The sequence below is a fragment of the Mucilaginibacter rubeus genome (assembly GCF_003286415.2).
Classification (GTDB): Bacteria; Bacteroidota; Bacteroidia; order Sphingobacteriales; family Sphingobacteriaceae; genus Mucilaginibacter; species Mucilaginibacter rubeus_A.
On the sequence record NZ_CP043450.1, the window covers coordinates 1,627,474 to 1,651,780 of the forward strand.

General features: G+C 42.0%; 16 protein-coding genes. 14 read left to right on the top strand and 2 right to left on the bottom strand.

Annotation, left to right across the window (positions count from 1 at the left end; translation table 11 throughout):
• The first annotated feature begins 203 nt into the window (after positions 1-203).
• The 5 genes from DEO27_RS06625 to DEO27_RS06645 all read left to right on the top strand — a co-directional run bounded on the left by DEO27_RS06625 (position 204) and on the right by DEO27_RS06645 (position 7,917).
• The gene (locus tag DEO27_RS06625; RefSeq protein WP_112571910.1) at positions 204-2,348 is read left to right on the top strand and encodes a S9 family peptidase; all 2,145 of its coding nucleotides are present in this window, start codon (positions 204-206) and stop codon (positions 2,346-2,348) included.
• A 280-nt stretch (positions 2,349-2,628) separates the two neighbouring features.
• On the top strand, positions 2,629-4,434 hold the full coding sequence (locus DEO27_RS06630; protein ID WP_112571908.1) for a M61 family metallopeptidase: 1,806 nt from the start codon (positions 2,629-2,631) through the stop codon (positions 4,432-4,434).
• Positions 4,435-4,947: 513 nt separating this feature from the next.
• Complete coding sequence (rpsO, locus tag DEO27_RS06635; protein ID WP_112571906.1) at positions 4,948-5,226, top strand: 30S ribosomal protein S15; 279 nt, start codon at positions 4,948-4,950, stop codon at positions 5,224-5,226.
• Positions 5,227-5,353: 127 nt separating this feature from the next.
• Positions 5,354-7,486 carry a polyribonucleotide nucleotidyltransferase gene (gene pnp / locus DEO27_RS06640; RefSeq protein WP_112571904.1) on the top strand — a complete coding sequence of 711 codons (2,133 nt, stop codon included), beginning with the start codon at positions 5,354-5,356 and terminating at the stop codon, positions 7,484-7,486.
• 155 nt (positions 7,487-7,641) lie between these two features.
• Entirely contained in the window at positions 7,642-7,917 is a 276-nt protein-coding gene (locus tag DEO27_RS06645) for a hypothetical protein (protein ID WP_091210495.1), read from the top strand.
• A gap of 127 nt (positions 7,918-8,044) precedes the next feature.
• Here DEO27_RS06645 and DEO27_RS06650 read toward each other — a convergent pair whose 3' ends face one another.
• Entirely contained in the window at positions 8,045-9,211 is a 1,167-nt protein-coding gene (locus tag DEO27_RS06650) for a putative sensor domain DACNV-containing protein (RefSeq protein WP_112571902.1), read from the bottom strand.
• A 238-nt stretch (positions 9,212-9,449) separates the two neighbouring features.
• Between DEO27_RS06650 and DEO27_RS31345 the strand changes: the two genes are divergently transcribed.
• From DEO27_RS31345 to DEO27_RS06680, 7 genes are all read left to right on the top strand, one after another.
• Complete coding sequence (locus DEO27_RS31345) at positions 9,450-9,611, top strand: hypothetical protein (protein ID WP_190295342.1); 162 nt, start codon at positions 9,450-9,452, stop codon at positions 9,609-9,611.
• Positions 9,612-9,682: 71 nt separating this feature from the next.
• Positions 9,683-10,843 carry an MFS transporter gene (locus DEO27_RS06655; RefSeq protein WP_112571900.1) on the top strand — a complete coding sequence of 387 codons (1,161 nt, stop codon included), beginning with the start codon at positions 9,683-9,685 and terminating at the stop codon, positions 10,841-10,843.
• Positions 10,844-10,937: 94 nt separating this feature from the next.
• Positions 10,938-11,453, top strand: a complete 516-nt coding sequence (locus tag DEO27_RS06660) for a DinB family protein (protein ID WP_112572284.1) — start codon at positions 10,938-10,940, stop codon at positions 11,451-11,453.
• 141 nt (positions 11,454-11,594) lie between these two features.
• On the top strand, positions 11,595-12,209 hold the full coding sequence (locus tag DEO27_RS06665; protein WP_112571898.1) for a TetR/AcrR family transcriptional regulator: 615 nt from the start codon (positions 11,595-11,597) through the stop codon (positions 12,207-12,209).
• Positions 12,210-12,532: 323 nt separating this feature from the next.
• Entirely contained in the window at positions 12,533-13,762 is a 1,230-nt protein-coding gene (locus DEO27_RS06670) for an efflux RND transporter periplasmic adaptor subunit (RefSeq protein WP_394339761.1), read from the top strand.
• Positions 13,763-13,786: 24 nt separating this feature from the next.
• Positions 13,787-16,990: an efflux RND transporter permease subunit gene (locus tag DEO27_RS06675; RefSeq protein ID WP_223818177.1), complete on the top strand. Its 3,204-nt coding sequence runs from the start codon at positions 13,787-13,789 to the stop codon at positions 16,988-16,990.
• 68 nt (positions 16,991-17,058) lie between these two features.
• The gene (locus DEO27_RS06680) at positions 17,059-18,471 is read left to right on the top strand and encodes an efflux transporter outer membrane subunit (RefSeq protein WP_112571896.1); all 1,413 of its coding nucleotides are present in this window, start codon (positions 17,059-17,061) and stop codon (positions 18,469-18,471) included.
• A gap of 89 nt (positions 18,472-18,560) precedes the next feature.
• On the opposite strand, the gene DEO27_RS06685 is transcribed toward DEO27_RS06680, so the two are convergent.
• Positions 18,561-20,093, bottom strand: coding sequence for a hypothetical protein (locus DEO27_RS06685; protein WP_112571886.1), 1,533 nt, complete (start codon positions 20,091-20,093; stop codon positions 18,561-18,563).
• Positions 20,094-20,477: 384 nt separating this feature from the next.
• Here DEO27_RS06685 and DEO27_RS06690 point away from each other — a divergent pair, with 384 nt between their 5' ends.
• On the top strand, positions 20,478-22,283 hold the full coding sequence (locus DEO27_RS06690; RefSeq protein ID WP_190295343.1) for a beta-N-acetylhexosaminidase: 1,806 nt from the start codon (positions 20,478-20,480) through the stop codon (positions 22,281-22,283).
• A gap of 162 nt (positions 22,284-22,445) precedes the next feature.
• On the top strand, positions 22,446-24,221 hold the full coding sequence (locus tag DEO27_RS06695) for a glycoside hydrolase family 9 protein (protein WP_112571885.1): 1,776 nt from the start codon (positions 22,446-22,448) through the stop codon (positions 24,219-24,221).
• Positions 24,222-24,307: the final 86 nt, after the last annotated feature.

Sequence of the window (24,307 nt, forward strand, 5' to 3'; positions counted from 1 at the left end):
TATAATTACGTTCCTACATACCTGTTCCCCCTCTGGGGGATTTTCTTTAACTTAATGACATTGACCGCCCCTTCCTCCGCGTCTCCTCTCAAGAGGGGATTTTAAAGGCTGAGTAAATATGCGGCCTGATTTTACATCCCTATTGCCTTTCCCATTTCTTAAACCTAACTTTAAAAGGTTCAGTACTTTAAACCTTTTATCCAATGAAAAAAATCATTATTCCGGTAAGTATTTTAATCTTTGCCGCTTCGTGCAAACAAAAAACAGAAACTACTATGTACAAATGGCCCGATGTAACCCCCCCCGTTGCCGAAATTAAACCGCATATCCGCACTATCCATAATGATACCGTTACAGATAATTATTACTGGATGATTGATTACTTTAAGAAAGGTCCCGATAGCACCAAAGCTGTAGATTACCTGAAAGCAGAGAACGCTTACCAGGATACTATGATGAGCGGTACCAAAAACTTTCAGAAGGTGCTGTTTGATGAAATGAAAGCCAGGATCAAGGAAAAAGATGAATCGGTACCGGTATTTAAAAACGGTTACTATTACTATTCGCGTACCGACGAAGGAGCAGAGTATTACAAATATTGCCGTAAAAAAGGCAGTCTTGATGCTAAGGAGGAAGTATTGCTTGATGTGGATGAAATGGCAAAAGGGCATAGTTACTACTCGGCCAATGGGTTTAATATTAGTCCGGATAATAAGCTGCTGGCTTATGGCATTGATATGGTTTCGAGGAGGCAGTATACCATTCACATTAAAAACCTGGAAACGGGTGAAATTTATGCCGATGCTATAATTAATACTACCGGCGGCTCTGTTTGGGCCAAGGATAATAAAACATTGTTTTACACCGCCAAAAACCCGGAAACATTGCTTACCGAAAAAATTAAACGCCACGCTTTAGGTTCTAAAGATGCTGATGTGGTTGTTTATGAGGAAAAAGATAAATCGAACTATATAGGTGTAGATAAATCAAAATCGGGCGATTATATTTTTATCGAGTCGCGGGCTACTTTATCGTCCGAGTTCAGATACCTGGATGCTGGCAAACCTAACGAAGCTTTTAAAGTTTTTCAGCCTCGTATCAAAGATGTATTGTACAGTGTTACCGCCCTTGCCGATAAGTTTTTGATAGTAACCAACCAGGATGCTATCAACTTTAAACTGATGGAATGCCCGCTTGATAAAACTGAAAGCAGCAACTGGAAAGAAGTTTTGCCACATCGCAAAGATGTGTTGCTGGAAGGGGTTGAAGAGTATAAGGATTTTATCGTGATCACCGAGCGCAAGAATGGGCTAAACCAATTCAGGGTGCGTAACCTTGCATCAGGTGCCGAGCATTATGTTGATTTTAAAGAAGCCGCTTATGCTATTTATGTGGGCGCTAATCCCGATTATAACAGTAAGGTATTAAGGTACGGGTATACTTCGCTTACCACGCCGTCATCAACCTTTGATTATAACATGGAGACAAAGGCCTCCAAACTGATGAAGCAACAAGAGGTGTTGGGTAGGTATAAGGCCGATGATTATGTAACCGAACGTATTTACGCCACCGCGACAGATGGGACTAAAGTGCCCATATCATTAGTTTATAAAAAGGGGTTCGACAAAAATGGTAAAGCGCCTTTACTGCTTTATGGCTATGGTTCTTACGGTTATACCAATGATGTTTATTTTTCGAGCGCGCGGTTAAGTTTACTCGACAGAGGTTTTGTTTTCGCAATGGCTGGCATCCGGGGCGGACAGGAAATGGGCCGTCAGTGGTACCTGGATGGCAAGTTGATGAAAAAGAAAAACACCTTTACTGATTTTATTGACTGCGGTAAATACCTTGTTGATCAAAAATATACCAGTAAAGAGCATTTGTACGCCGAAGGCGGCAGCGCCGGCGGCTTGCTGATGGGCGCTGTAGCCAATATGGCTCCCGACCTGTGGCATGGCATTATTGCCGAAGTGCCTTTTGTTGACGTAGTGAACACCATGCTTGATGAAAGTATCCCCCTAACTACAAATGAGTTTGATGAATGGGGGAATCCTAAAAATGAGGATGCCTACAAATACATGAAAAGCTATTCGCCTTATGAAAACGTGGAGAAGAAAGCTTATCCAAACATGTTGGTTGTAACCGGCTTGCATGATAGCCAGGTGCAATATTTTGAACCATCCAAATGGGTAGCCAAGTTACGCGCCAATAAAACAGACAACAACGTGCTAATGCTGCATACCAATATGGATTACGGCCATGGCGGAGCATCGGGTAGGTTTGATTATTTAAAAGAGGAAGCGTTAAACTACGCGTTTTTGTTTGCGTTGGAGGGGATTGATAAGTAGGTGAATGGTTGATCGGGTTGATTGGTGAGTGGTTGGGTACACAAATTACAAAACAACACGTCATTGCGAGGTACGAAGCAATCGCGAACTGTACAGGGAGAACTTATATGGTTACTCTGTAAATAGGAGATTGCTTCGTGCCTCGCAATGACGCTCATTATTTAATCCCAATCAATTTTATCTCCCTCTAATAATTCCTCACATCTTTCAGGCTAATTTCCAGTGAGTGGCCGGATAAATAAATTCCCATTTATTATATTCGGCAAAACCCACTTTGGTAATGAAATTAGCATCCAAGTTAACCCTGTCATTTTGCCTGTTTTTTTGCGCCGGCGCATTAGCTCAGCAACCTGTTAATATGCAATATTCGGTGTCGATGGAAAAGGCAGCCGAACATTTGTATCATGTTGAGCTCAGCAACAAAACCCATCTCAAAACACTCGACTTTAAAATGTGCGTTTGGACACCGGGGTATTATCAGCTAATAGATTTTGCAGGTGCAGTGCAAAATTTTACAGTGACCGATGCAAAAGGCAGTCCGCTAAAATTTGATAAACCGACTAAAGATACCTGGCAGGTTAATAACCCTTCTGCAGGCGATGTCAAGATCTCGTACGATGTAAAGGCTGTGGTGCCCTTTGTAGGCAACGTTTATTTGGACGAAACACGTGGCTATATTACTCCCGGCGGCCTGTTCATGTATCTCGATCAGGAATTGCGTCACCCGGTTACCATCAAAATGAAACCTTACAGCAAATGGAATGATCTGGTAGCTACCGGACTGGATACCTTGAAGGGGCAATACCATGTTTATAAAGCTGCTGATTTTGATGTGCTTTATGATAGTCCGTTTTTAATGGGGGAGCTGGAAATTTTACCGCCATTTACCGTACAAAACAAGCCACACAACTTTATTGGCTACAAACTGCCCGCTTTTGACAGGCAGGCATTCATGGACGATCTGAAAAAGATTGTAGTAACCGGTAGCAATATCATTGGCGAAATACCTTATACGCATTATACTTTTCTGTCGATAGGGGCAGGAGGCGGGGGTATTGAGCATTTGAACTCAACCTCGTTAAGTTTTAGCGGCGGCGAAGGGTTTAATACGCCTGAAGCCCGTAAAAAGCTTTACAACTTTATAGCGCACGAATATTTTCACCATTATAATGTTAAGCGCATCAGGCCGGTTGAGCTTGGGCCCTTTGATTATTCGAAAGAGAACCATACCAATATGCTTTGGGTATCCGAAGGCTTTACCGTTTATTATGAGTACATGATTACCAGGCATGCCGGCTTAATGACTAACGAAGATATGTTTGGCGATTTTCAGAACAACCTGCGTAACTATGAAAACGAGCCGGGGCATTTATATCAATCGGCAACACAAGCCAGTTACAATACCTGGGATGACGGACCTAACGGCAGGCAGGGCGATGATTTTAATAAAACCATTTCGTATTACGATAAAGGGCCAATTTTGGGGCTGATGCTTGATTTTAGCATTCGCCACGCTACACAAAACAAGAAAACGCTTGATGATGTAATGCGCTTGCTTTATTACAAATATTACAAAAAGCTGAACCGCGGCTTTACAGAACAGGAGTTCAGGAACGAGTGCGAAAAGATGGCAGGTGTGCCTTTAACAGAAGTGTTTGAATACGCGTCGACTGTTAAACCACCGGATTATCCAAAATATTTTGCTTACGGTGGATTGGCTGTAGATACTGCTACAACCACAGTTTCAAACGCCTGGGCCGGGTTAAATATGCGCCAGGTTAGGGATACCATGCGCGTCACCACAGTAGCTTACCAATCCCCTGCTTGGAATGCTGGCATTCGTGGGCGTAGCGTTGTTTTAAAAATTGACGGCGAAACAGCTAATCCGGAAGCTTTGGGTAAGGCACTCGATAACCGTAAAGAAGGTGATGTGGTGAAGTTTACCATTCTGAAAAATGGCGAAAAAAAAGATATAAACGTAACGCTTGGTAAAAAGCGTGAAAAGTCATTCAGGATAACCCCCTTGCCAAACCCTGATCAGCTGCAGGCTGCCATTTTTAAAAGCTGGACAGAAGGGAGGCGTTGATTGTTGTCTGAATCAGAATTTACGGAATTTGAGAATTTTCAGAATAACGAATGGTCGATAAGAAATTATGTTAATCCTAAAACTCTGTAAATTTTCATTCAGACAAAGCTGCGTTAGCGATAGGAGCGGATACCGGCCTGTGTGTAAAGCCTGCAGGCGTATGAGCGTATAGCGCGGGCCGAAGGTAACGCCATAATCGATTTAAGAGTTGGGATTTTTGATTTTGGATTTATTATGTCTTAACCGGAATTAAACGAATTAAAGAACTTATCGAATGTGCCTGAAATTCTGCCAATTCTTTAATTCCAGAAATTCGAGTTCAGACAATAATAACGCTTACTTAATCAGCCAGCAACCATTAACCCCATAAAACAAACCACTCACTTAATCAACCCAATAAACCATTCACTAAGCATAAAAACAAATCTACCCACCCCTTGCTTTTGCATAATTAATCACTATCTTTGCACCCACAATTAATAAAATAGTTAACGCTTTAATATTATTCAAGTAATGTATTTAGGTAAAGAAGCAAAGGCAGAGATCTTTGCAAAACACGGTAAATCAGCTACAGACACAGGTTCTGCAGAAGGACAGGTAGCTTTATTCACCACTCGTATCGCACATTTAACTGGCCACCTGAAAAAAAACAAACATGATTTTTCAACTCAGTTATCACTGCAAAAATTAGTAGGTAAGCGTCGCGCGTTACTTGCTTATTTATACAAAAAAGACATTGAAAGATATCGTGCTATCATCAAAGCTTTACAGCTTAGGGATATCATTAAGTAATTCTCTCCTTTTTTATTTAAAAGCCATCCCCATTTTAGGATGGCTTTTTTACTTTTGAAACATATATTTACAAACATAAAATCCGATGCGCTCCCGAAGATGAAAAGTGCATCACAAACAAAAAAAGATGAGTTTAAACGTAATTAAAAAAGTTATTGATCTGGGCGACGGACGCACCATTGAGATCGAGACAGGTAAGCTGGCCAAACAAGCGGATGGTTCGGTAGTAGTAAAAATGGGTGATACCATGTTACTGGCTACTGTAGTATCATCGCCTGAAGCTAAAGAAGGTGTTGACTTCTTGCCATTATCTGTTGACTACCAGGAAAAATACGCTGCAACAGGCCGTATCCCGGGTGGTTTTTTACGCCGCGAGGCCCGTTTATCAGACTATGAGGTTTTGATCTCTCGTTTGGTTGACCGTGCTTTGCGTCCATTATTCCCTGAAGATTATCACGCAGATACACAAGTGATGATTTCATTAATATCTGCCGATAAAGATATTATGCCTGATGCTTTAGCCGGTTTGGCAGCTTCTGCAGCTTTATCTGTATCTAACATCCCTTTTAACGGCCCTATATCTGAAGTTCGTGTTGCCAAAATTGATGGTCAGTTAGTAATTAACCCTACTTTAAGCCAGCTTGAGCATGCCACTTTAGAATTTATTGTTGCAGGCAGCGAGCATGATATCAACATGGTTGAGGGCGAATCAAAAGAAATTCAGGAAGCTGAATTGGTTGAGGCTATCAAATTTGCACATGCTGCTATCAAAATTCAGTGTTTAGCTCAAAAAGAACTAACCATTGAAGTTGGTAAAACCGAAAAACGCGTTTACAGCCATGAGCACAGCAATGAAGATTTGAAAAAAGCTATCTACGCTGCTACTTATGATCAGGTTTACGCTATTGCTTCTGCAGCTTCGGCAAAAGAAGAGCGTGGCGCTAAATTTAAAGAAGTACGTGATGCTTACATCGAAACCTTAGGCGAGATTGATGATATCACTAAAGGCCTTGCTAAAAAATATTACCACGATGTAGAGTATGATGCTATCCGTAACCTTGTATTAGATGAAGGTAAACGTTTAGACGGTCGTACTACTACCCAGATCCGCCCGATATGGAGCGAAGTTGGTTATTTACCATCTGCTCACGGTTCGGCCGTATTTACCCGTGGCGAAACCCAATCATTAACTTCTGTTACCTTAGGTGCTAAGGATGATGAGCAAATGATTGATGGTGCTTTCATTAACGGCTACCAGAAATTTATGCTGCACTACAACTTCCCAGGTTTTTCAACTGGCGAGGTTAGGCCTAACAGGGGTGCTGGTCGCCGTGAAATTGGTCACGGTAACCTGGCTCAGCGTTCATTGAAACAAGTATTGCCTTCTGAAGATGAAAACCCGTACACTATCCGTATAGTTTCTGATATTTTGGAATCAAACGGCTCGTCATCAATGGCTACAGTTTGTGCCGGTACATTAGCGCTGATGGATGCAGGTGTTAAAATTAAAGAGCCGGTATCGGGTATTGCGATGGGCTTGATCACTAACGAAATGGGTACCAAATATGCTATCCTTTCTGATATTCTTGGTGACGAAGACCACTTAGGTGACATGGACTTTAAAGTAACCGGTACTAAAAACGGTATCGTTGCTGTTCAGATGGACTTGAAAATTAACGGTCTTTCATACGAAGTTTTAACCAATGCGTTAAACCAGGCTAAAGACGGTCGTTTACACATCCTTGGCGAAATGGCTAAAACCATTACCGAAGCACGTGCCGACTACAAACCACACGCTCCGCGTATTGTTACCATCAAAATTGATAAAGAATTTATTGGTGCCGTTATCGGGCCCGGTGGTAAAATCATCCAGGAAATGCAGCGTGAAACAGGCGCTACCATTTCTATCGAGGAAAAAGACAACCAGGGTATTGTTCAGATCTTTGCCGATAACAAGGCTTCTATCGATGCTGCTTTGGGCCGTATCCGTGCTATCGCTTCAAAACCTGAGGTAGGCGAAATTTACGAAGGTAAAGTAAAATCGATCATGCCTTTCGGCGCGTTTGTTGAGATCATGCCTGGTAAAGATGGTTTGCTTCACATTTCTGAAATTGATCACCGCCGTATTGAAACTATGGACGGTATCTTCCAGATAGGTGATGAGGTAAGGGTAAAACTACTTGACGTAGATAAGCAAGGTAAACTGAAGCTATCGCGTAAGGTATTATTGCCTAAACCGGAGCCAAAACAAAGTAACTAAGCAATTTTTTATAGTAACAAAACCCTCTTTATGAGGGTTTTGTTATTTTGTTTTAAATTTTTTTAACTTTTTTAAAACAAAAACCGGATGTTTAAACTTATTAACTGTTAATACATAGTTGCTAAAACCATAATTCCGATCCTGTTTGATAAAAAATGACCCCTGCTACTAATAATGATCCTTTAGATTTCCTGAATAAAAATTCGGCTGGAATGCAGGCGGGTACTCAGACTGATTTGGTTCAGCAGTTACTGTATGAAATAATCAGGGTTAAGGAAATTATTGTTTATTACGACTCCATCCCAAACGGAGGCGGACAGTTAGGTTCATCCATTCTCAATGAGCTTGTTTCAGAAGCTTATCAGTCGCTGGTTAATTACGACACCGTACTCATGCGGAAATATTACGATTTGTTGTTGAATTGCGATTGAGGCTGCAATCGATATTTTTGTCTAAACTCGAATTAAACGAATTTTGTGAATTAATCGAATTTTGTCTCCGCTGTCCTTCTTCTATTCTGTTGATTCTAATAATTCATTTAATTCGAGTTCTGAAGATCTACAGCAACAATATATCAATCTGATGTGCATGCACCATGCCCACAACCGGCGACCATGCAAATACCGTAAAGCGGCCATCTTGCGAAGCTACTAAAGCTATGGCATTCTTTTGATCAAAAACAAATTGTGCTGCGGCTAAATGCCTTGTACCGCCATTTTGAGCCGGATGGATTACCCGGGTTGAGCAGCCTACTATTGGTTCGGTAACTACAATCTCTTCAATAGGTGAACTTTCTTCCGAGCGGCCTATTTTGGCACCGAAAGCCAGCAGCTCGTGTTTATCATTTATAAGGGTAGCGCCGTCTATCGAAGTTAATCCGCCTATGGTATCAACCGCACGGCGCATTTTTTCCTGCCATGAGGTATGGTAACGGTCGATACCTTCGTGAATCATCAGATCTGTAAGCCCCGAAAACGGAGGATCAACAGGGTAGGAGATCGGTGTAATAATGGATTTGCGCCATTCTTCGCTTTCGGAAGGGACAACTAATAAGATGCCGCCACGTTTGTGGGCCTGCATGGAGGTAGCCAGCTGAACTAATACGTTCACCGGATCATTCCACAGGGATGGCAAAGTAAAATCAAGCATGGCCGAAAGTACATTGGGGCAATCAGAAATGCTGGAGCCATGCTCGTCAACTACTTTAATATCGTCGCCTTTTAATATGGCTATGTTTACAAACTTACCAAAGCCTTCTATACGGCGATGTTTGATCACCAGTAGTCCTGGCTCAATTACTTCCAGCACAAAACAGTAAGCCGGAATAGCCAGGGTGGTTCCCCAAATATATAGTTCATCATCTTCTATCCAGATGCCTAAATGGATGCCCGGCTGTTGTACTGCCGAAGCAAATTTGGTAAGGATATTAGGCGCAAGTTTAATTTTGCCACCAAACAACAATGGCTGACCGGCTGCTTCGGGCGGTAAAAAAGCCAGGGTGAATTTTGGTGAAAAGCCCTCTTCCCGGCGTAAGCTTGCCCAAAATGAGATATCAATAAGTGATTCGATGGTGGTGCAGCTCGGAGTAGGCGCGAGGTCTATCTCGTTGTTATCGGCAAGCGCTTTGGCATGAAAATGCCTGAAATGCCTTTCGATAATGGTTGCCACTTTACCGGCTGCTTTATATGTAGGTCCTGAACTCAAAGTTTTGGTGGTGTCTTTCATTTAAATACTTATCTCAAAAGTAAAGCTAAAAAAACGCGCTTACAAACTAAGGCCTCAATATTGCAATTGGCGGATAATCAGCCCCGAGATTGGAAGTTGAATAATCATCTGATTGTCGCACTGTCAAATCTTTATCATACTTAATATCAATTATCTATCCAAGGTCAGTTGTTGATCCGGGTAAGATTTTTTTCGGATTTATTGTATCAATTTTGCAGCCGGAAACGATAATATAATCATGAAACTTATATCACACCTGATATCACTCACCCTGCCAGACACTACGCCCTTGCAGGTATCGGCTTTGTTAAATTTAGGCTTAACTTATGTACAGCAAGGTTTCAATAAAATTTTCCATAAAGCGGAAGATCGTGACCCTTGTGCCGAGCCTTGTATGTAAGCCATGGTATAATTACTAATAGCGGGTACATACTGATAAAATATAGCTAAATTTGGGCTTCATTATACAGTATGGATCAGCTAACGGCTGCGGGCAAATCAAAAATGCGGATTGCCAACAGTGTATTCTTCTTCGTTTCGGGCTTCGGTTATTCTTCATGGGCCTCACGTATTCCATCCATAAAACATCAGCTTAATTTAAATGAAGCCCAGTTAGGTATTGTATTATTTGCTATGCCTGTTGGCCTGATGCTTACGATGCCACTTACAGCTAAAATGATCAAACATTTCAGCAGTCGGGTAATGATGCTGATAGGGGCGCTGGCTTTTAGTTTGGTGTTATGCCTGCCGGGTTTCGCGGCTTATATGTGGCAGCTGATCGTTGTATTATTCTTTATCGGTTCTACACGTAATATATTGGGCTTATCCATGAATTCGCAAGCCGTGGGGATCCAGGCTTTGTATGATAAATCAATCATGGTGACATTTCATGGTATCTGGAGCCTGGCTGGTTTTGGTGGTGCTGCAGTGGGTTACTTGATGGTGTTATTTAATGTAGCGCCTTCGTATCATTTATTGTTTGTGGGGATTGCAATGTTTATCCTTTCAATGATATTTTATCCCTCAACTTACGATTACCAGCCGGCGGAAACTCCGGACAAATCTGTATTCTCGATGCCCGATAAGCACCTGCTTAAATTCTCATTGATCTGCTTCGCTTCTATGGCCTGCGAAAATACTTTGTATGACTGGAGCGGCGTTTATTTTGAAAAGGTGGTACATGCCACCAAATCGTTTGCCGAGGCCGGTTTTGTAGTTTACATGGTAACCATGACGATTGGCCGTTTTGCAGGCGATAGGGTAGTTTCTGCCATCGGCATCAAAAAGGTTTTAACTTACAGTAGTGTGTTGGTATTCGCCGGTTTACTGGTATCGGTTTTTTTGCCGTTTACACTAACCATTTATCTGGGGTACGCCATGATAGGCATGGGGGTATCCTGTATAGTACCGCTGATATTTAGCATGGCCGGCAAGTCAAAAACAATGAACAGCAGCCAGGCATTGGCAGCTATATCAACTGTTGGCTATCTCGGCTTTGTTATAGTGCCGCCTATAGTAGGTTTTATAGCCCAGGCGGCCAATTTGCAAATAGCTTTCTTTGTTGTCGCCGCCTTTGCTGCCATGATGATATGGTTGGTACGAAAAATTGAAGACGAGCCCGCGGTATCATAGTTTTGTCAAATAAGCAGATCGGTATAACTTCAATTCGGTTTTGGCTTATAATTGTAATATCAAATCAGCCGGTTTGATATTACATCTGCAAAAAATGAGCACAAACATTACCGAAACCAACGTACAGCCGTCAACTGAGTTATTTATCAAGATGGTAGTTTCTAACTGGGAACTGCAAAATAGCCGCCTTAACGGTTTGCTTGACAAACTTACCGACGAAGCCCTTGCAACTGAAACAGCTCCCGGTCGTAACACCGGTGTTTACCTGCTTGGCCATCTTACAGCTGTGAGCGACGGAATGTTTACCTACTTAGGTTTAGGCGAAAGGTTGTATCCTGAGCTTGACGCTACTTTTATTAAAAATCCTGAAAACTCTGGTCTTGAAAAACCATCATTAGCTGAACTCAAGCAATATTGGGCTAAAGTTAATGAGGTACTGACGGAGAAAATGAATGCCATGCAACCGGAAGATTGGTTTAAACCGCATAGTGCAATTTCTGCAGATGATTTTGAAAAAGAGCCACACCGTAACAGACTGAATATCCTGATTAATCGTACTATACACCAGGGCTATCATATTGGGCAATTGGTTTACCTGGTAAAAAAATAAGCGCTTGCTGACCGGATTTTGCACAAAAGGTTTAATCCATGACAATTGGATGAAACCTTTATGACAAAGGGATGGTAAATAATCCTTAAAACCGTTATACTTTTGCTTAACACTGTTAAATGATTTAATGGTGTAATCAAAATGGCAAGTAAAGAACGAATACAGCGCTTAAAAGAAGAAACCCGGGTAAACATCCTGGACGCCGCGCTCCACATAGTTAAGCATGAAGGCTGGCAGGCTTTAAGCATGCGTAAGATTGCCGATGTAATCGAATACACCGCGCCCATTATATATGAATACTTCGCAAACAAGGATGCCATATTAATGGAACTTACCCGCAAAGGTTATGTAATATTGGCTAAGGACATGGAAAAAGCAAAAGAGCACTATCCAATGCCCGAAGATCAGCTTGAAGCTATGTGGCTTGCATACTGGAATTTTGCTTTTGAAAATAAGGAGCTTTACCAGGTTATGTTTGGCGTACAGATGAATTGCTGCTGCGAGGTAGTAAGAGCAATGCCAGAAGCCCAGCGTTTCACCACCATGGTTAGCGAAGCAATTATGCAGCTAATGAATATAAAGGATATCAACGACGAAATGATTTGTACAAAATATTACACCTTTTGGTCGGTTGTACACGGGCTGGTATCCATCAATTTACTAAGCAGAGGTTTCTCTGACGAAGTTAACCGCCAGGTTTTGAAAGATACCATCAGCGGTATTATCAGGTCGATGAAAGATCAGGTTTTTTCATGACCGAAAAATAACACTGTTAAATTTCCTTACAGTGTTAAGTAAATGTTAAAGCACTTTTAAAACAAACTCTTAATACAATGAAAAAGCTCACTCACAACCCACGTAATCCATTTAACAGTGTTAAACGATTTAACGGTGTTGTAACATCTAATTTATGTAACAGCTGCAATTAGCGCGCACCGTCTTGATATATCGTAATGTAAAAACGTGAATATCACGATATAAGGCACTTGAAGTTAAAATAAAAATTATATAAAATATTGATAATAAGCTGGTTGTATAACTGGCATTTCAATTGAAAAATGATCGGCAATAGTAAAACAATGAAAACAATCAAATCATCATATATCACAAGCCCAACGGCTTATTCTAACCCTATCCATTCACCACTCTTAAAATCATCACTCATGAAAACACTCATTTTAGCGGCAGTTGCAGCTTTAACATTATATGGATGTTCATCTGCACCGCAGGCTCCAACAGCACCGCCGCCACCGGCATTACCGGTAGCAACTATTACTTCAGGTTCTGAAACTACTTTCCAGGAATATCCAGCTTCAATTGAAGGTACTGTTAACGTAGAGATCAGGCCGCAGGTAAGCGGTACTTTAGATAAAGTATTTGTTGACGAAGGCGCTTTTGTATCTGCAGGTCAGCCAATATTTAAAATTAACGAACAACCATACCGCGCGGCTTTAAATAATGCATTGGCAAGCTTACACGCAGCCGAAGCAGCACATGTTAACGCACAGCTTGAAGTTGATAAATTAACACCGCTTGTTGCAAATAAAGTAGTATCAGATTATCAGTTAAAAACTGCCAAAGCAGCTTTAGATGTAGCAAAAGCCAATATCGAATCGGCCAAAGCTAACGTAGCTACAGCGCAGATCAATGTAGGTTACACTTTAATCAAAGCTCCTGTGAGCGGCTATATCGGTCTGCTTGCTAAAAAGCAAGGTAGCCTTGTTGCTCCCGCAGATGTCGCTCCACTAACTCAACTATCAGATGTTCATGACGTACACGTTTACTTTTCTCTTGGCGAAAAAGATTTTGTTGCCTTTAAAGAACAATATCCTGGCGCTAATCTGAAAGATAAATTGAAAAATGTACCATCAGTATCATTGTTGTTGGCTGATAACACAGAATATGCTAAACAAGGTAAAATTGATATCGTAGACGGTCAGTTTGATAAAAATACAGGTGCTATTACACTAAGAGCAAACTTTGCTAACCCTGATGGTTTGTTACGTTCTGGTAATACAGGTAAGATCCGTTTGAGCCTGAGCCACAAAGATGCTTTGATCGTGCCTGAATCGGCAACTGTTGAAATGCAGGACAAAGTATTTGTGTTCACCGTTGGTGATAGCAGCAAAGTTAAAAAACAACCTATCGATATAGTTGGTAAATCGGGCGATCACTACCTGGTTAAAGATAAAGAAGGTATCAAAGCCGGCGACCAGATTGTGTTAGAGGGCATCGATAAACTACAGGAAGGCATGGTTATTCAGCCTCAAAAACAGGCTGATAAAGTAGCCGCTGTAGTTAAACACTAATACATACACTTAAACTTTAAAGTCATGTTTCAGAAATTTATAGAAAGACCGGTACTCTCAACTGTTATCTCCATTTTGCTGGTGATAGTGGGTGTACTTGGTTTAACAAAACTGCCCTTAGAGCGGTTTCCTAATATTGCCCCTCCGTCGGTATTGGTATCTGCGGTATATCCGGGCGCCAACGCCGAAACTATCCTCCGTTCCGTTACGCCTTCGTTAGAAGAAGCGATCAACGGTGTGGAAAATATGACCTATATGACGTCTACCGCCAGTAATGACGGTACATTAGGTATCACTGTTTACTTTAAACAAGGCACGAACCCCGATCAGGCAGCGGTAAACGTTCAAAACCGTGTTTCTCAGGCTTCAAGCCAGTTACCAGCCGAGGTTTTGCAGTACGGTATTACAACTACCAAGCAGCAAAACAGCTTTATTGGTGCTATGGCAATCTACTCAGAGGATCCAAAAAAATACGATCAAACCTTTGTAGCCAACTATGCGCAGATCAATATCGTTCCGGAAATTAAACGTATTCCGGGTGTAGGTTCTGCCAGTATTTTTGGTGGTATTAAAGATTATTCAATGCGTGTTTGGTTAAATCCTACCCAAATGGCAGCATACAATGTTACTCCAGCCGAAGTAACCGCCGCTATCCAGGATAAAAACCTTGAAGCAGCACCAGGTAAATTTGGTGAGCGCAGCAACGAGGCATTTGAGTATGTAATTAAATACAAAGGTAAACTTACCAAACCGGAGGAATATCAGAACATAGCCATTCGCGCTAATGCAGATGGTTCTGTGTTGCGTTTGAAAGACGTAGCCCGTGTTGAACTGGGTGCTTATTCATATAATAGCGTAAGTAACCTGAACGGCCATGATGGTATTATCGTTGGTATTATACAATTATCAGGTTCAAACGCCAACGAAATCCAGATCGCCATCGATAATCTGATGGTGAAATTATCTAAAGATTTCCCGGTTGGTATCAAATACAACCAGTTCTATCGTACCAAAACTGACCTTGATGAGTCTATTAACCAGGTTGAACATACCTTGGTTGAGGCGTTTATCCTCGTGTTTATTGTGGTATTCGTATTCCTTCAGGATTTCAGATCAACGTTAATCCCGGCTATAGCTGTTCCGGTTGCTATTATCGGTACATTCTTCTTCATGAACCTGTTTGGTTTCTCCGTTAACTTGTTAACACTGTTTGCATTGGTTCTCGCCATCGGTATTGTGGTGGATGACGCGATTGTGGTGGTGGAGGCGGTGCACGCCAAAATGGAGCACAACCCAAGCCTTACACCTAAAGCCGCAACTACGGAGGCCATGCACGAGATTACCGGTGCAATTATATCTATTACCTTAGTTATGGCGGCGGTATTTTTACCGGTGAGTTTCATGACTGGTTCAACGGGTATCTTCTATCGCCAGTTTGCGTTAACCATGGCTATATCAATTATCATATCGGCCGTTAACGCTTTAACTTTAAGTCCGGCTTTGGCTGCGTTATTCTTAAAGAATAAACATAGCGAAAATGGTCACGAGGCTCCTAAGAAAAGCTTTGTAGAGAAATTCTACGCAGGCTTTAATGGTGGTTTCAATTATATGACCAACAGGTATGTTGGGGGCTTGAAAGTTTTGATCCGTAATAAATGGATAAGCATGGCGGGTCTTGCCTTAGTAGTTGTTGCTACCGTTTATATGATAAACAAAACAAAAACAGGCTTCATTCCTACCGAGGATCAGGGCTTTGTGGCTATAGCTGTTAATACACCATCAGGTACTTCATTAAGTGGTACCAATAAAGTATTTAAGCAAGCAGAAGACCAGCTTAAAACTTTACCATCAGCAAGGTTCGTAACTGCGTTGTCTGGTTTCAACTTCTTAACCCAATCAAGCAGTCCATCAGCAGGTGTTATCTTCCTGTTGTTAAAGCCTACTGAAGAGAGGGGCGAGGTTAAAAATATCGACGCTATTCAGAACATAGTAAGGGGCAAACTGGGTGGAATACCGGGTGGAACCTTCTTCGTGTTCAGTTTCCCTACAGTTCCTGGTTTCAGTAACGTGGAAGCGCTTGACGTAATGCTGCAGGATAAAACAAACGGCAGGCTGGATAAATTCAGCGGTGTTGCCAATAACTTTATCATGAAGTTGATGCAGAAACCGGCGGTTGCTTTCGCCTTTACCTCTTATAAAGCTGATTATCCTCAGTTACAATTAGAGGTTGATGACGAAAAAGCTAACCAGTTAGGTGTAAGTGTTAAAGACATCCTGTCAACCATGCAGGCTTACTTTGGTACTGCCCAGGCATCAGACTTTAACCGCTTCGGTAAGTATTACCGCGTAGTAGTTCAGGCTGATATTGCCGACAGGACCGATCCTTCAACTATCGACCGTGTATTTGTTAAAAACAAATCAGGCCAAAACGTACCTATCAACACCCTGGTTAAATTAACCCGTGTTTATGGTTCAGAAACAGCTTCACGTTATAACCTGTTCAACTCTATCGAGATCAATGCCATCCCTAAACCGGGCTACAGCTCTGGTGATGCCATCAAAGCGATAGAAGAAACAGCTAAAGAGCAATTGCCACAAGGTTTTGCTTATGAGTTCACCGGCCAAACCCGTGAGGAGATTGCTTCAGGTGGTCAGTCAACTGTGATATTCCTGTTGTGTTTGGTGTTCGTATACTTCCTGCTATCAGCACAGTATGAAAGTTATATCCTGCCATTGGCGGTAATACTTTCAATACCTACCGGTTTATTCGGTGTGTTCATTGTGTTAGGCTTAACAGGTATCGAAAATAACATCTATGTACAGGTTGCACTCATCATGCTCATCGGTTTGCTGGCGAAGAACGCCATCCTGATCGTAGAGTTCGCGGTACAGCGGCGAAAGGCAGGACATGGGCTGGTTCAATCAGCTATTGAAGCTGCTCAGCTCCGTATCCGTCCAATCATCATGACTTCAATGGCGTTCGTATTCGGTCTGTTCCCGATGAGTATCGCTACCGGCCCGTCTGCACAGGGTAACCACTCTATCAGTATAGGTGCCGCCGGCGGGATGGTTTCGGGTGTACTATTAGGTTTGTTCATCATACCTGTACTATACGTGATATTCCAGGGCTTACAAGAGCGCATCAGTGGTAAACCAAAACCGCTTGCCGCTAACGCAGGCGACCATGGTAAAGATGTGGCCGTGTTTGAAAACGAATATTCAGCTTAATCAATTAAACATCAACAAAAACTATCACGGGTTTTTAAAATCTGTGATAGTTTAAAAAAGATACAACAATGAAAAATATAATAGGCAGCTTGGCTATTGCACTGGTAGTGCTGGCTGGCTGTAAAGTTTCAAAAGATGTTGCTACGCCAAAAGATGGGCTGCCTGAAAACTTCAGGAACGCGGTTACCACAGGTGATACCAGCAGCATTGCCGACTTGCAGTGGAAAAACTTCTTTACCGATGCAGCTCTTCAAAAATTAATTGATAGTGCTATCGAAAGAAATTACGATATGCAGGTGGCTGTTAAAAATATCGAAGCTGCGGACTTACAGTTTAAACAGGTTAAATGGAACTATGTACCTACACTTGGTTTAAACGTTACTGCAAACACTAATCGCCCGTCTGATAACAGCGTTACCGGTTTAAGTATTAAACAGTATAACATCGGTACCAAACATATTGAAGACTATAACGCTAACCTGTCGCTTTCATGGGAAGCCGATATCTGGGGTAAAATTCGCAGCCAAAACCGCGAAGCTTTAGCTCAATACCTGCAAACCAATGAAGCAAAAAGGGCTGTTCAAACCAATATTGTATCAAGCGTATCTCAAGGTTATTACAACCTGTTGATGCTTGATGAACAATTGGAGATTGCGAAAAAGAACGTAAAACTGAATGACAGTACCTTACGCATCATCAAATTACAATATGACGCTGGCCAGGTTACCCTTTTAGGTGTACAACAGGCACAAGCTCAATTAGAAGCCGCTGCACAGTTGGTTCCTCAGTTTGAGCGTGATATAACCGTTCAGGAAAATGGTTTGAGTATACTGGCAGGCAGGTTACCTAATGCCATTGAGCGTAATGTAACCCTTAACGATATTACTTTCCCTGAAACCCTTTCAACAGGTATACCATCGGCTATGGTGAGCCGCAGGCCCGATGTAAGAAGCTCTGAACTGGCTTTGAACATTGCTAACGCGAGGGTTGGTATTGCTAAAGCACAGCTTTATCCTTCATTAACTATTACTGGTCAGGGTGGTTTAAATTCATTTAAATCAAGCAATTGGTTTAATATTCCTGCTTCACTATTCGGTACTGTTGCCGGTGGCATTGCTCAGCCTTTGTTACAGCACAAACAATTGCGTACCCAATATGAGGTTGCCAAAGTTGATCGCGAGAAAACAGTGATCCAATTCCGTCAGTCTGTATTGAATGCAGTAGGTGAGGTGTCTGATGCTTTGGTAAGGCTTCAAAAACTAAAAGAACAACAGGCTATTGCTGCAAATCGTGTTAAAACATTGCAACAGGCTACTTCTAACGCCAGCATGTTGTTTAAAAACGGTCTTGCTACCTATCTTGAAGTAATTACTGCTCAAGGTAATGTACTACAAAGCGAGTTGGACTTAGCCTCAATTAAAATGGCCCAACTAAGCGCTAATGCCGAGCTTTATCGCTCATTAGGCGGCGGCTGGAAATAAGCTTTATCTACCCCTATGAAAACGGAAACGGCGGATCATTAATCATGATCCGCCGTTTTGCATGTAATGGGTAGTATTCTTGATCGTATTTACATCGCTGTCGTTTTTTTAGCAGATGTTACTTCTTTTATAGTCAGCAATAAAGCAGAGAGCAGCAAACCAGCCAGTAAAGCAAAAAGATATACATATAGCGATTTAGAACTCATTGATTCCCGCGTGGTCGACATTTCATCTATAGTAAACCTCGGATGTGAGGATTGTGCGTCTGATCCATGCAAGAGTCTGTTGCACTGTTGTTGCTTACGCTTAATTATTGCATTTATTTGAGCCAGCGAATCATTTAGTTGTACTGATATGAATGACGCTATAGATTTTGAATCTTTTGGCTGTGCAGTATCTTTCGGCGGTTCAATATCCTTTGGTTGTTCAACCTCTTCAGGTTGGCGAACTTCTTTAGTCTGATGAGCAGCCCTTATTTTTTGCTCCTTTTGTGTTACACTGTTAACAAGCGCTTCCTTTATCGAATTGATTTCGAGTTTGAAAGCGTAAACACTTGCGTCGGCATTGTCCGAATCTTGTTGTACACGTTGTTTATTAAGCTGTGCTTTATTGAAATCTTTTATAAGCGCTTCAATGCGGCCGTCGTTAAGGCTATAATCTTCAGGTATTAAAACAAAAGGATCATTAGGTTTCGATGTGTATGATTTTATCGCGCTGATGGCAGTTAAGCTACTTTTTTCTTTTTCGGTCAATGCGGTTTGCACTTGTACCACCATAGGTTTCGGCTTGGGCTTCGGCAATGGTCTTGGCTTTTTGATATTATTCAGTATGGCTTGCTGCTCGCGGAATTTATCGGCCATTGCTTTATAGTAGTATATACTGTCGTTTATTTTTGTAAGCAACGAGGTGTCAACAACAGCAGGTTTTTGGGGCGAGTTTTTTTTAGCATATTGGGCGTTTATAACTGCTATAAGCTTGTTTAAAAAATCCTCTCCCTTTTGAGGATTATCTGCTTTTAAGCTCAATTCAAAACTGTTGTTCCCCAGGATTTTCGCATTTAAACTTTCACTGAATTGTTTAGTTAAGTCGGCGGAGGAAGTGAGTTTTACGGTCAGCGGTGGCTGTATGGGTTTAAAGGCAGGACCTTTTACTATGGTATAATCTAAAAAAGCATATTTCACAGGGTGGTATAAAGGCACATCTGTGAGTACATTATTTTGATCGATCCGGCATACGTTGCCGTTGATTAAATTGATCGTGATGTCGGTAGGAGAGTCGTAGGCACTGCCCTTGCCAAGCATAAATTTAAGGGGTAAGGAATCGCCATAAATTTCTGTTGTGGTAAACGTTCCTTTCCAATAGTAACTGACCTGCAACCCTAACGAATTAATCACTTTTCCTATCGCAACGTTAGAACGGACCTCGTTAATGGCCATTCCCGGCGATTCCTGATCGTCAGAAATGCTTAATTCCATTTTTACATTGTGTTTCGTTGGTGAAAAAAGCAAATAAGCAGAGGCCGCTAAAACAAAAAGTAAAACGGAAGTAATGATCAGGTATTTATTGCGGGATAGCAGGCCTGAAATATTCCTTCCCTTATCTCTGCTATGAGCCTCGTTCATAGAATATGTTGATTTCGTTGGTAGTAAATTGATGTAATTTACTGATTTGTAATATTATGGCGCCCTTGCTTTGGCGCTTTGTCTCTTCGGGTTATGTTAATTTCGTTGATTTTCCTCTTGCTTCACACATCTGCATAGCTAAATTTCACAATTGTACCTCGAAAATTGTAAAGCAATATGCACACCTGATTGGGTAGATTTGACCGGTGATTTTCTTGTGAATCGGGAATGTTTATGGTACAAAGTTATCCATTATCGATTTGCCAATGGCAAAGCTCAGGCGGCGGCGGTTGTGAGGTTTAAACACTTTGTTACAAACAAATTACCCTGTTTTTCAAAGAAAATTCATATCATAGCAGCCCCAAACTATTTGAGTTGTTTTAAATGAAGCTTAAGATCGTACTTGTATTTATTTTGTTTTGCGGTTCCGTTCGGGCGCAAAATGTCAATATAATTCCTCAGCCCAAGTCTGTAATTAACGGTACCGGGCAGTTCACTTTTAATAATCATAGCACAGTTGGCGTAAATGATGCTTCATTGTTGCCCATTGCCCGTTATTTTCAAAAGCAGGTAAGCCAGTCCAGCGGTTTTACGCTTGCCGTTGATAATAAAGATGCCGGAAGTGTAATCCATTTACTTTTAACCAATGGCGATCCAACCGCCGGAGCATATTCCCTGAAAATTGTAGCAAATGAAATCACCATCTCGTCAACAAACCGCGATGGTGTATTTTATGGGGTGATCTCCCTGCTGCAAATGATCAAAGATCAACCCCGCGGAGAGAGTGTCAACTTAGCATCGTTAACCATTACCGATACCCCACGTTACCAGTGGAGAGGATTAATGCTTGATGAATCGCGCCATTTTTTTGGAATGGAAAAGGTGAAGCAGATCCTGGATTGGATGGCTTATTACAAGCTTAACAAGTTTCACTGGCATTTAACCGACGCGCAAGGCTGGCGTTTGGAGATAAAAAAATATCCCAAACTAACATTAATTGGCGGAGTAGGGAACTACAGTGATTCATCTGCCGATCCACAATATTATACCCAGGCTCAAATCAAAGAGATCATAGCTTTCGCTGCCGAAAGGTTTATTACCGTTATCCCCGAAATTGATATGCCGGGACATGCTACGGCTGCTAATAAAGCCTATCCACAATTTAGTGGTGGCAGCGTTGAAGGGTACCCTAATTTTACTTTTAACCCTGCAATCGATAGTACTTACCAGTTTTTAGGTAACATTATCAAAGAAACCAGTACACTTTTCCCTGCTAAGATGATTCATTTGGGAGGTGACGAGGTGGCCTTGGGCGTGAAAGCCTGGTCGCTTAACCCATCAATTGCCGGTTTTATGCAGAAGAACAATTTTGCCGATGTGGGTGAGCTGGAACGCTATTTCTTTAAAAGAGTCGCAGATACGGCCTTAAACGCAGGTAATAAAGTTTTGGCCTGGGACGAAGCTACCGGTACAAACCTGCCGGCAGATAAAACCATTATTTTTTGGTGGAGACAGAATTTGCCTGGTCAGTTGCATTTAGCGGTACAAAAAGGTTACCAGGTAGTACTTTGTCCGCGCCTGCCAATGTATTTTGATTTTGTGCAGGATGCCGATCATATTTCGGGTCGCAGGTGGAAAGGTGTCTATAACACTGTTGGTAGTGTTTACGGTTTTCCTGAAAGACAATTACAGAATAATGGGGATCTGCAATCGAAACAGATCATAGGTGTACAGGCCAATATCTGGACAGAAATGATTGGTTCTGAAAAACGTCTTGACTTTATGTTGTTCCCGCGTATTGCCGGTTTAGCAGAAGCCGGCTGGACTGCACCCGAACTGAAGGATGAAGAGGCTTTTAATAATCGTTTAAAGGCAAGTATCAAGATTTACGATGCTGCCAATATCTATTATTTTAATCCGTTCGATAAGTTTTTCCATGATGAAGCCATCGATTTTGGTCCGAAGATCAGAAGGATGCCTAAGCCTGAAAACGTAGATTATGGTGATGAAGACCGACCTACACGCAGACACAGGCACGGACACTCGTCAAAACATTCGTCATCGTCGAAACATTCGTCCAAGCATTCGTCATCATCGTCTAAACATTCATCTTCGAAGAAATCTTCATCTTCTAAAAAGTCGTCGTCATCTGGCAGTAGCCATAAGTCATCGCACAAAAAGAAGAAGTAATACCGAACAGCATTAATTACAAAGCCCTGCATATGTCAAATAAGCAGGGCTTTGTTTTTGTAGTGGTAAATTAGGGGCTGGTTTTTGCTGTGTGCGAGATGTCCCCCTGCATAAATGCTGTAAATTGCAGGCGTTCCATTTCGCCAATTAATCTGCATTTACATGAACCTGTTTAACCGCCAAATTATCCTTTCCATTTTCTTTACGCTGCTTTGTTACTTGTGCAAAGCCGACCCGGTTTTTTATATGAATCAGATTGCTTTTGACGCGCGTGGGGCCAAAACTATCGTTGTGCGCAATGATACCAAATTTGCCGTAGGTACAACTTTTCAATTGCAAAGCGCAGAAGGGAAAATAGCATTTACCGGAAAATTGAGCAGAGCCTTACAGGTAGACGAATGGGCAAAGGGCGCATACTTTTATCAGGCCGATTTTTCGGGCGTTAAAGCAGAAGGGAAATACAGGGTTGTGATCGGCAAAAATAATGGCCCAGCGTCTGATTGGTTCGAGATTAAAGAGAATGCGTTGGCAGTAGCTACCATTCCCTCGGTGTTGAGTTATTACAACAGGCAGCGGGCCAATACGCCAACCGAATGGCAAGCTGATGCGGCGGTACAATTATACGGAAGTGATAAAACCGTTGACATGCGTGGTGGGTGGTGCGACGCCTCTGGCGATGTAAGTAAATATTTTTCGCACCTGGCTTATGCTAATTTTGTTTCGCCTCAGCAAATACCACTGGTAACCTGGTCAATGATTAACTCAGTACAAACTACGCCGGGCTTACTAAATAAGCTCAATATTTACGATGGCATGGTGAACGAGGCGATTTGGGGTGCCGACTACATGATGCGCGCATTATCAAAAGACGATTACTTTTATATGATCGTGTTCAGTTATTTTAATAAGGACCCAAAAGCACGTAGGGTAGTTGGTTTAAAAGCCAACAGCGTTACTACCGATGAATACCAGGCGGCGTTTCGTGAGGGTGGAGGTATGGCTATAGCTTCACTGGCCCGGATCTCGCAATTGAAAAAAGACGGTGATTTTAAGTCGACTGAGTATCTTGCTGCAGCTAAACGTGCTTTTGCTCATCTGCTGGTAAACAACACCAAATATGATGATGACGGCAAAGAAAATATCATTGACGATTATTGCGCCCTGATGGCAGCTACCGAATTATGGATTGCGACAGATAGCGCACTCTACCGGGACGAAGCCCGTAAACGTGCCGGTAACCTGAACAAACGAATGAGCCCGGCAGGTTATTTTATTGCTGATGATGGCGACAGACCTTTCTGGCATGCGGCGGATGCTGGGCTGCCTGTTGTAGCTTTATGTCGTTATCTCGACAAAGAAAAAGACGGTAGCGAAAGAGCGGCTGCTTTATCAACCATAAAAAAAGCGTTGGACTATAATTTAAAAGTGACCGGCAATGTAGATAACCCCTTTGGCTATGCCCGACAGTCGTTTAAATTTAGAGGGGCAGTGAAAGATGGCTTTTTTATTCCTCATGAAAATGAAACCGGCTGGTGGTGGCAAGGCGAAAATGCCCGTTTAGGCTCGTTGGCTACGGCGGCTTTGGTAGGAGGAAGGTTAGTTTATCCAGAAAAGGGCGGTTGGGGTGTAAAAAAAGAACTGGCCGAATATGCCTCGCATCAGATAGCCTGGATTTTGGGTTGTAACCCTTACCAGATGTGTTTCATGTACCAATTCGGTAAAAACAATGTGCCCTATATGAGCTCAAACTTCGGGCACGGATCTGGTAAGGGAGGGATTTCTAATGGCATCACCGGTAAAAAGGAAAATCCCGATGGCAGCGGCATCGACTTTAAAATGAAAGACGATGGTAACGAATGGCGCTGGACGGAGCAATGGCTGCCACATGCCGCATGGTATCTGCAAGCTGTAACGGCAATGGCGACAGAGGAGCAATAGAAGCTGTCATTTTTTATACCTCAATTTGTCATATTTGCTACCCAACTCCTTATCTTCATGCAATTAAGTTTGTATTGAATTAAGAA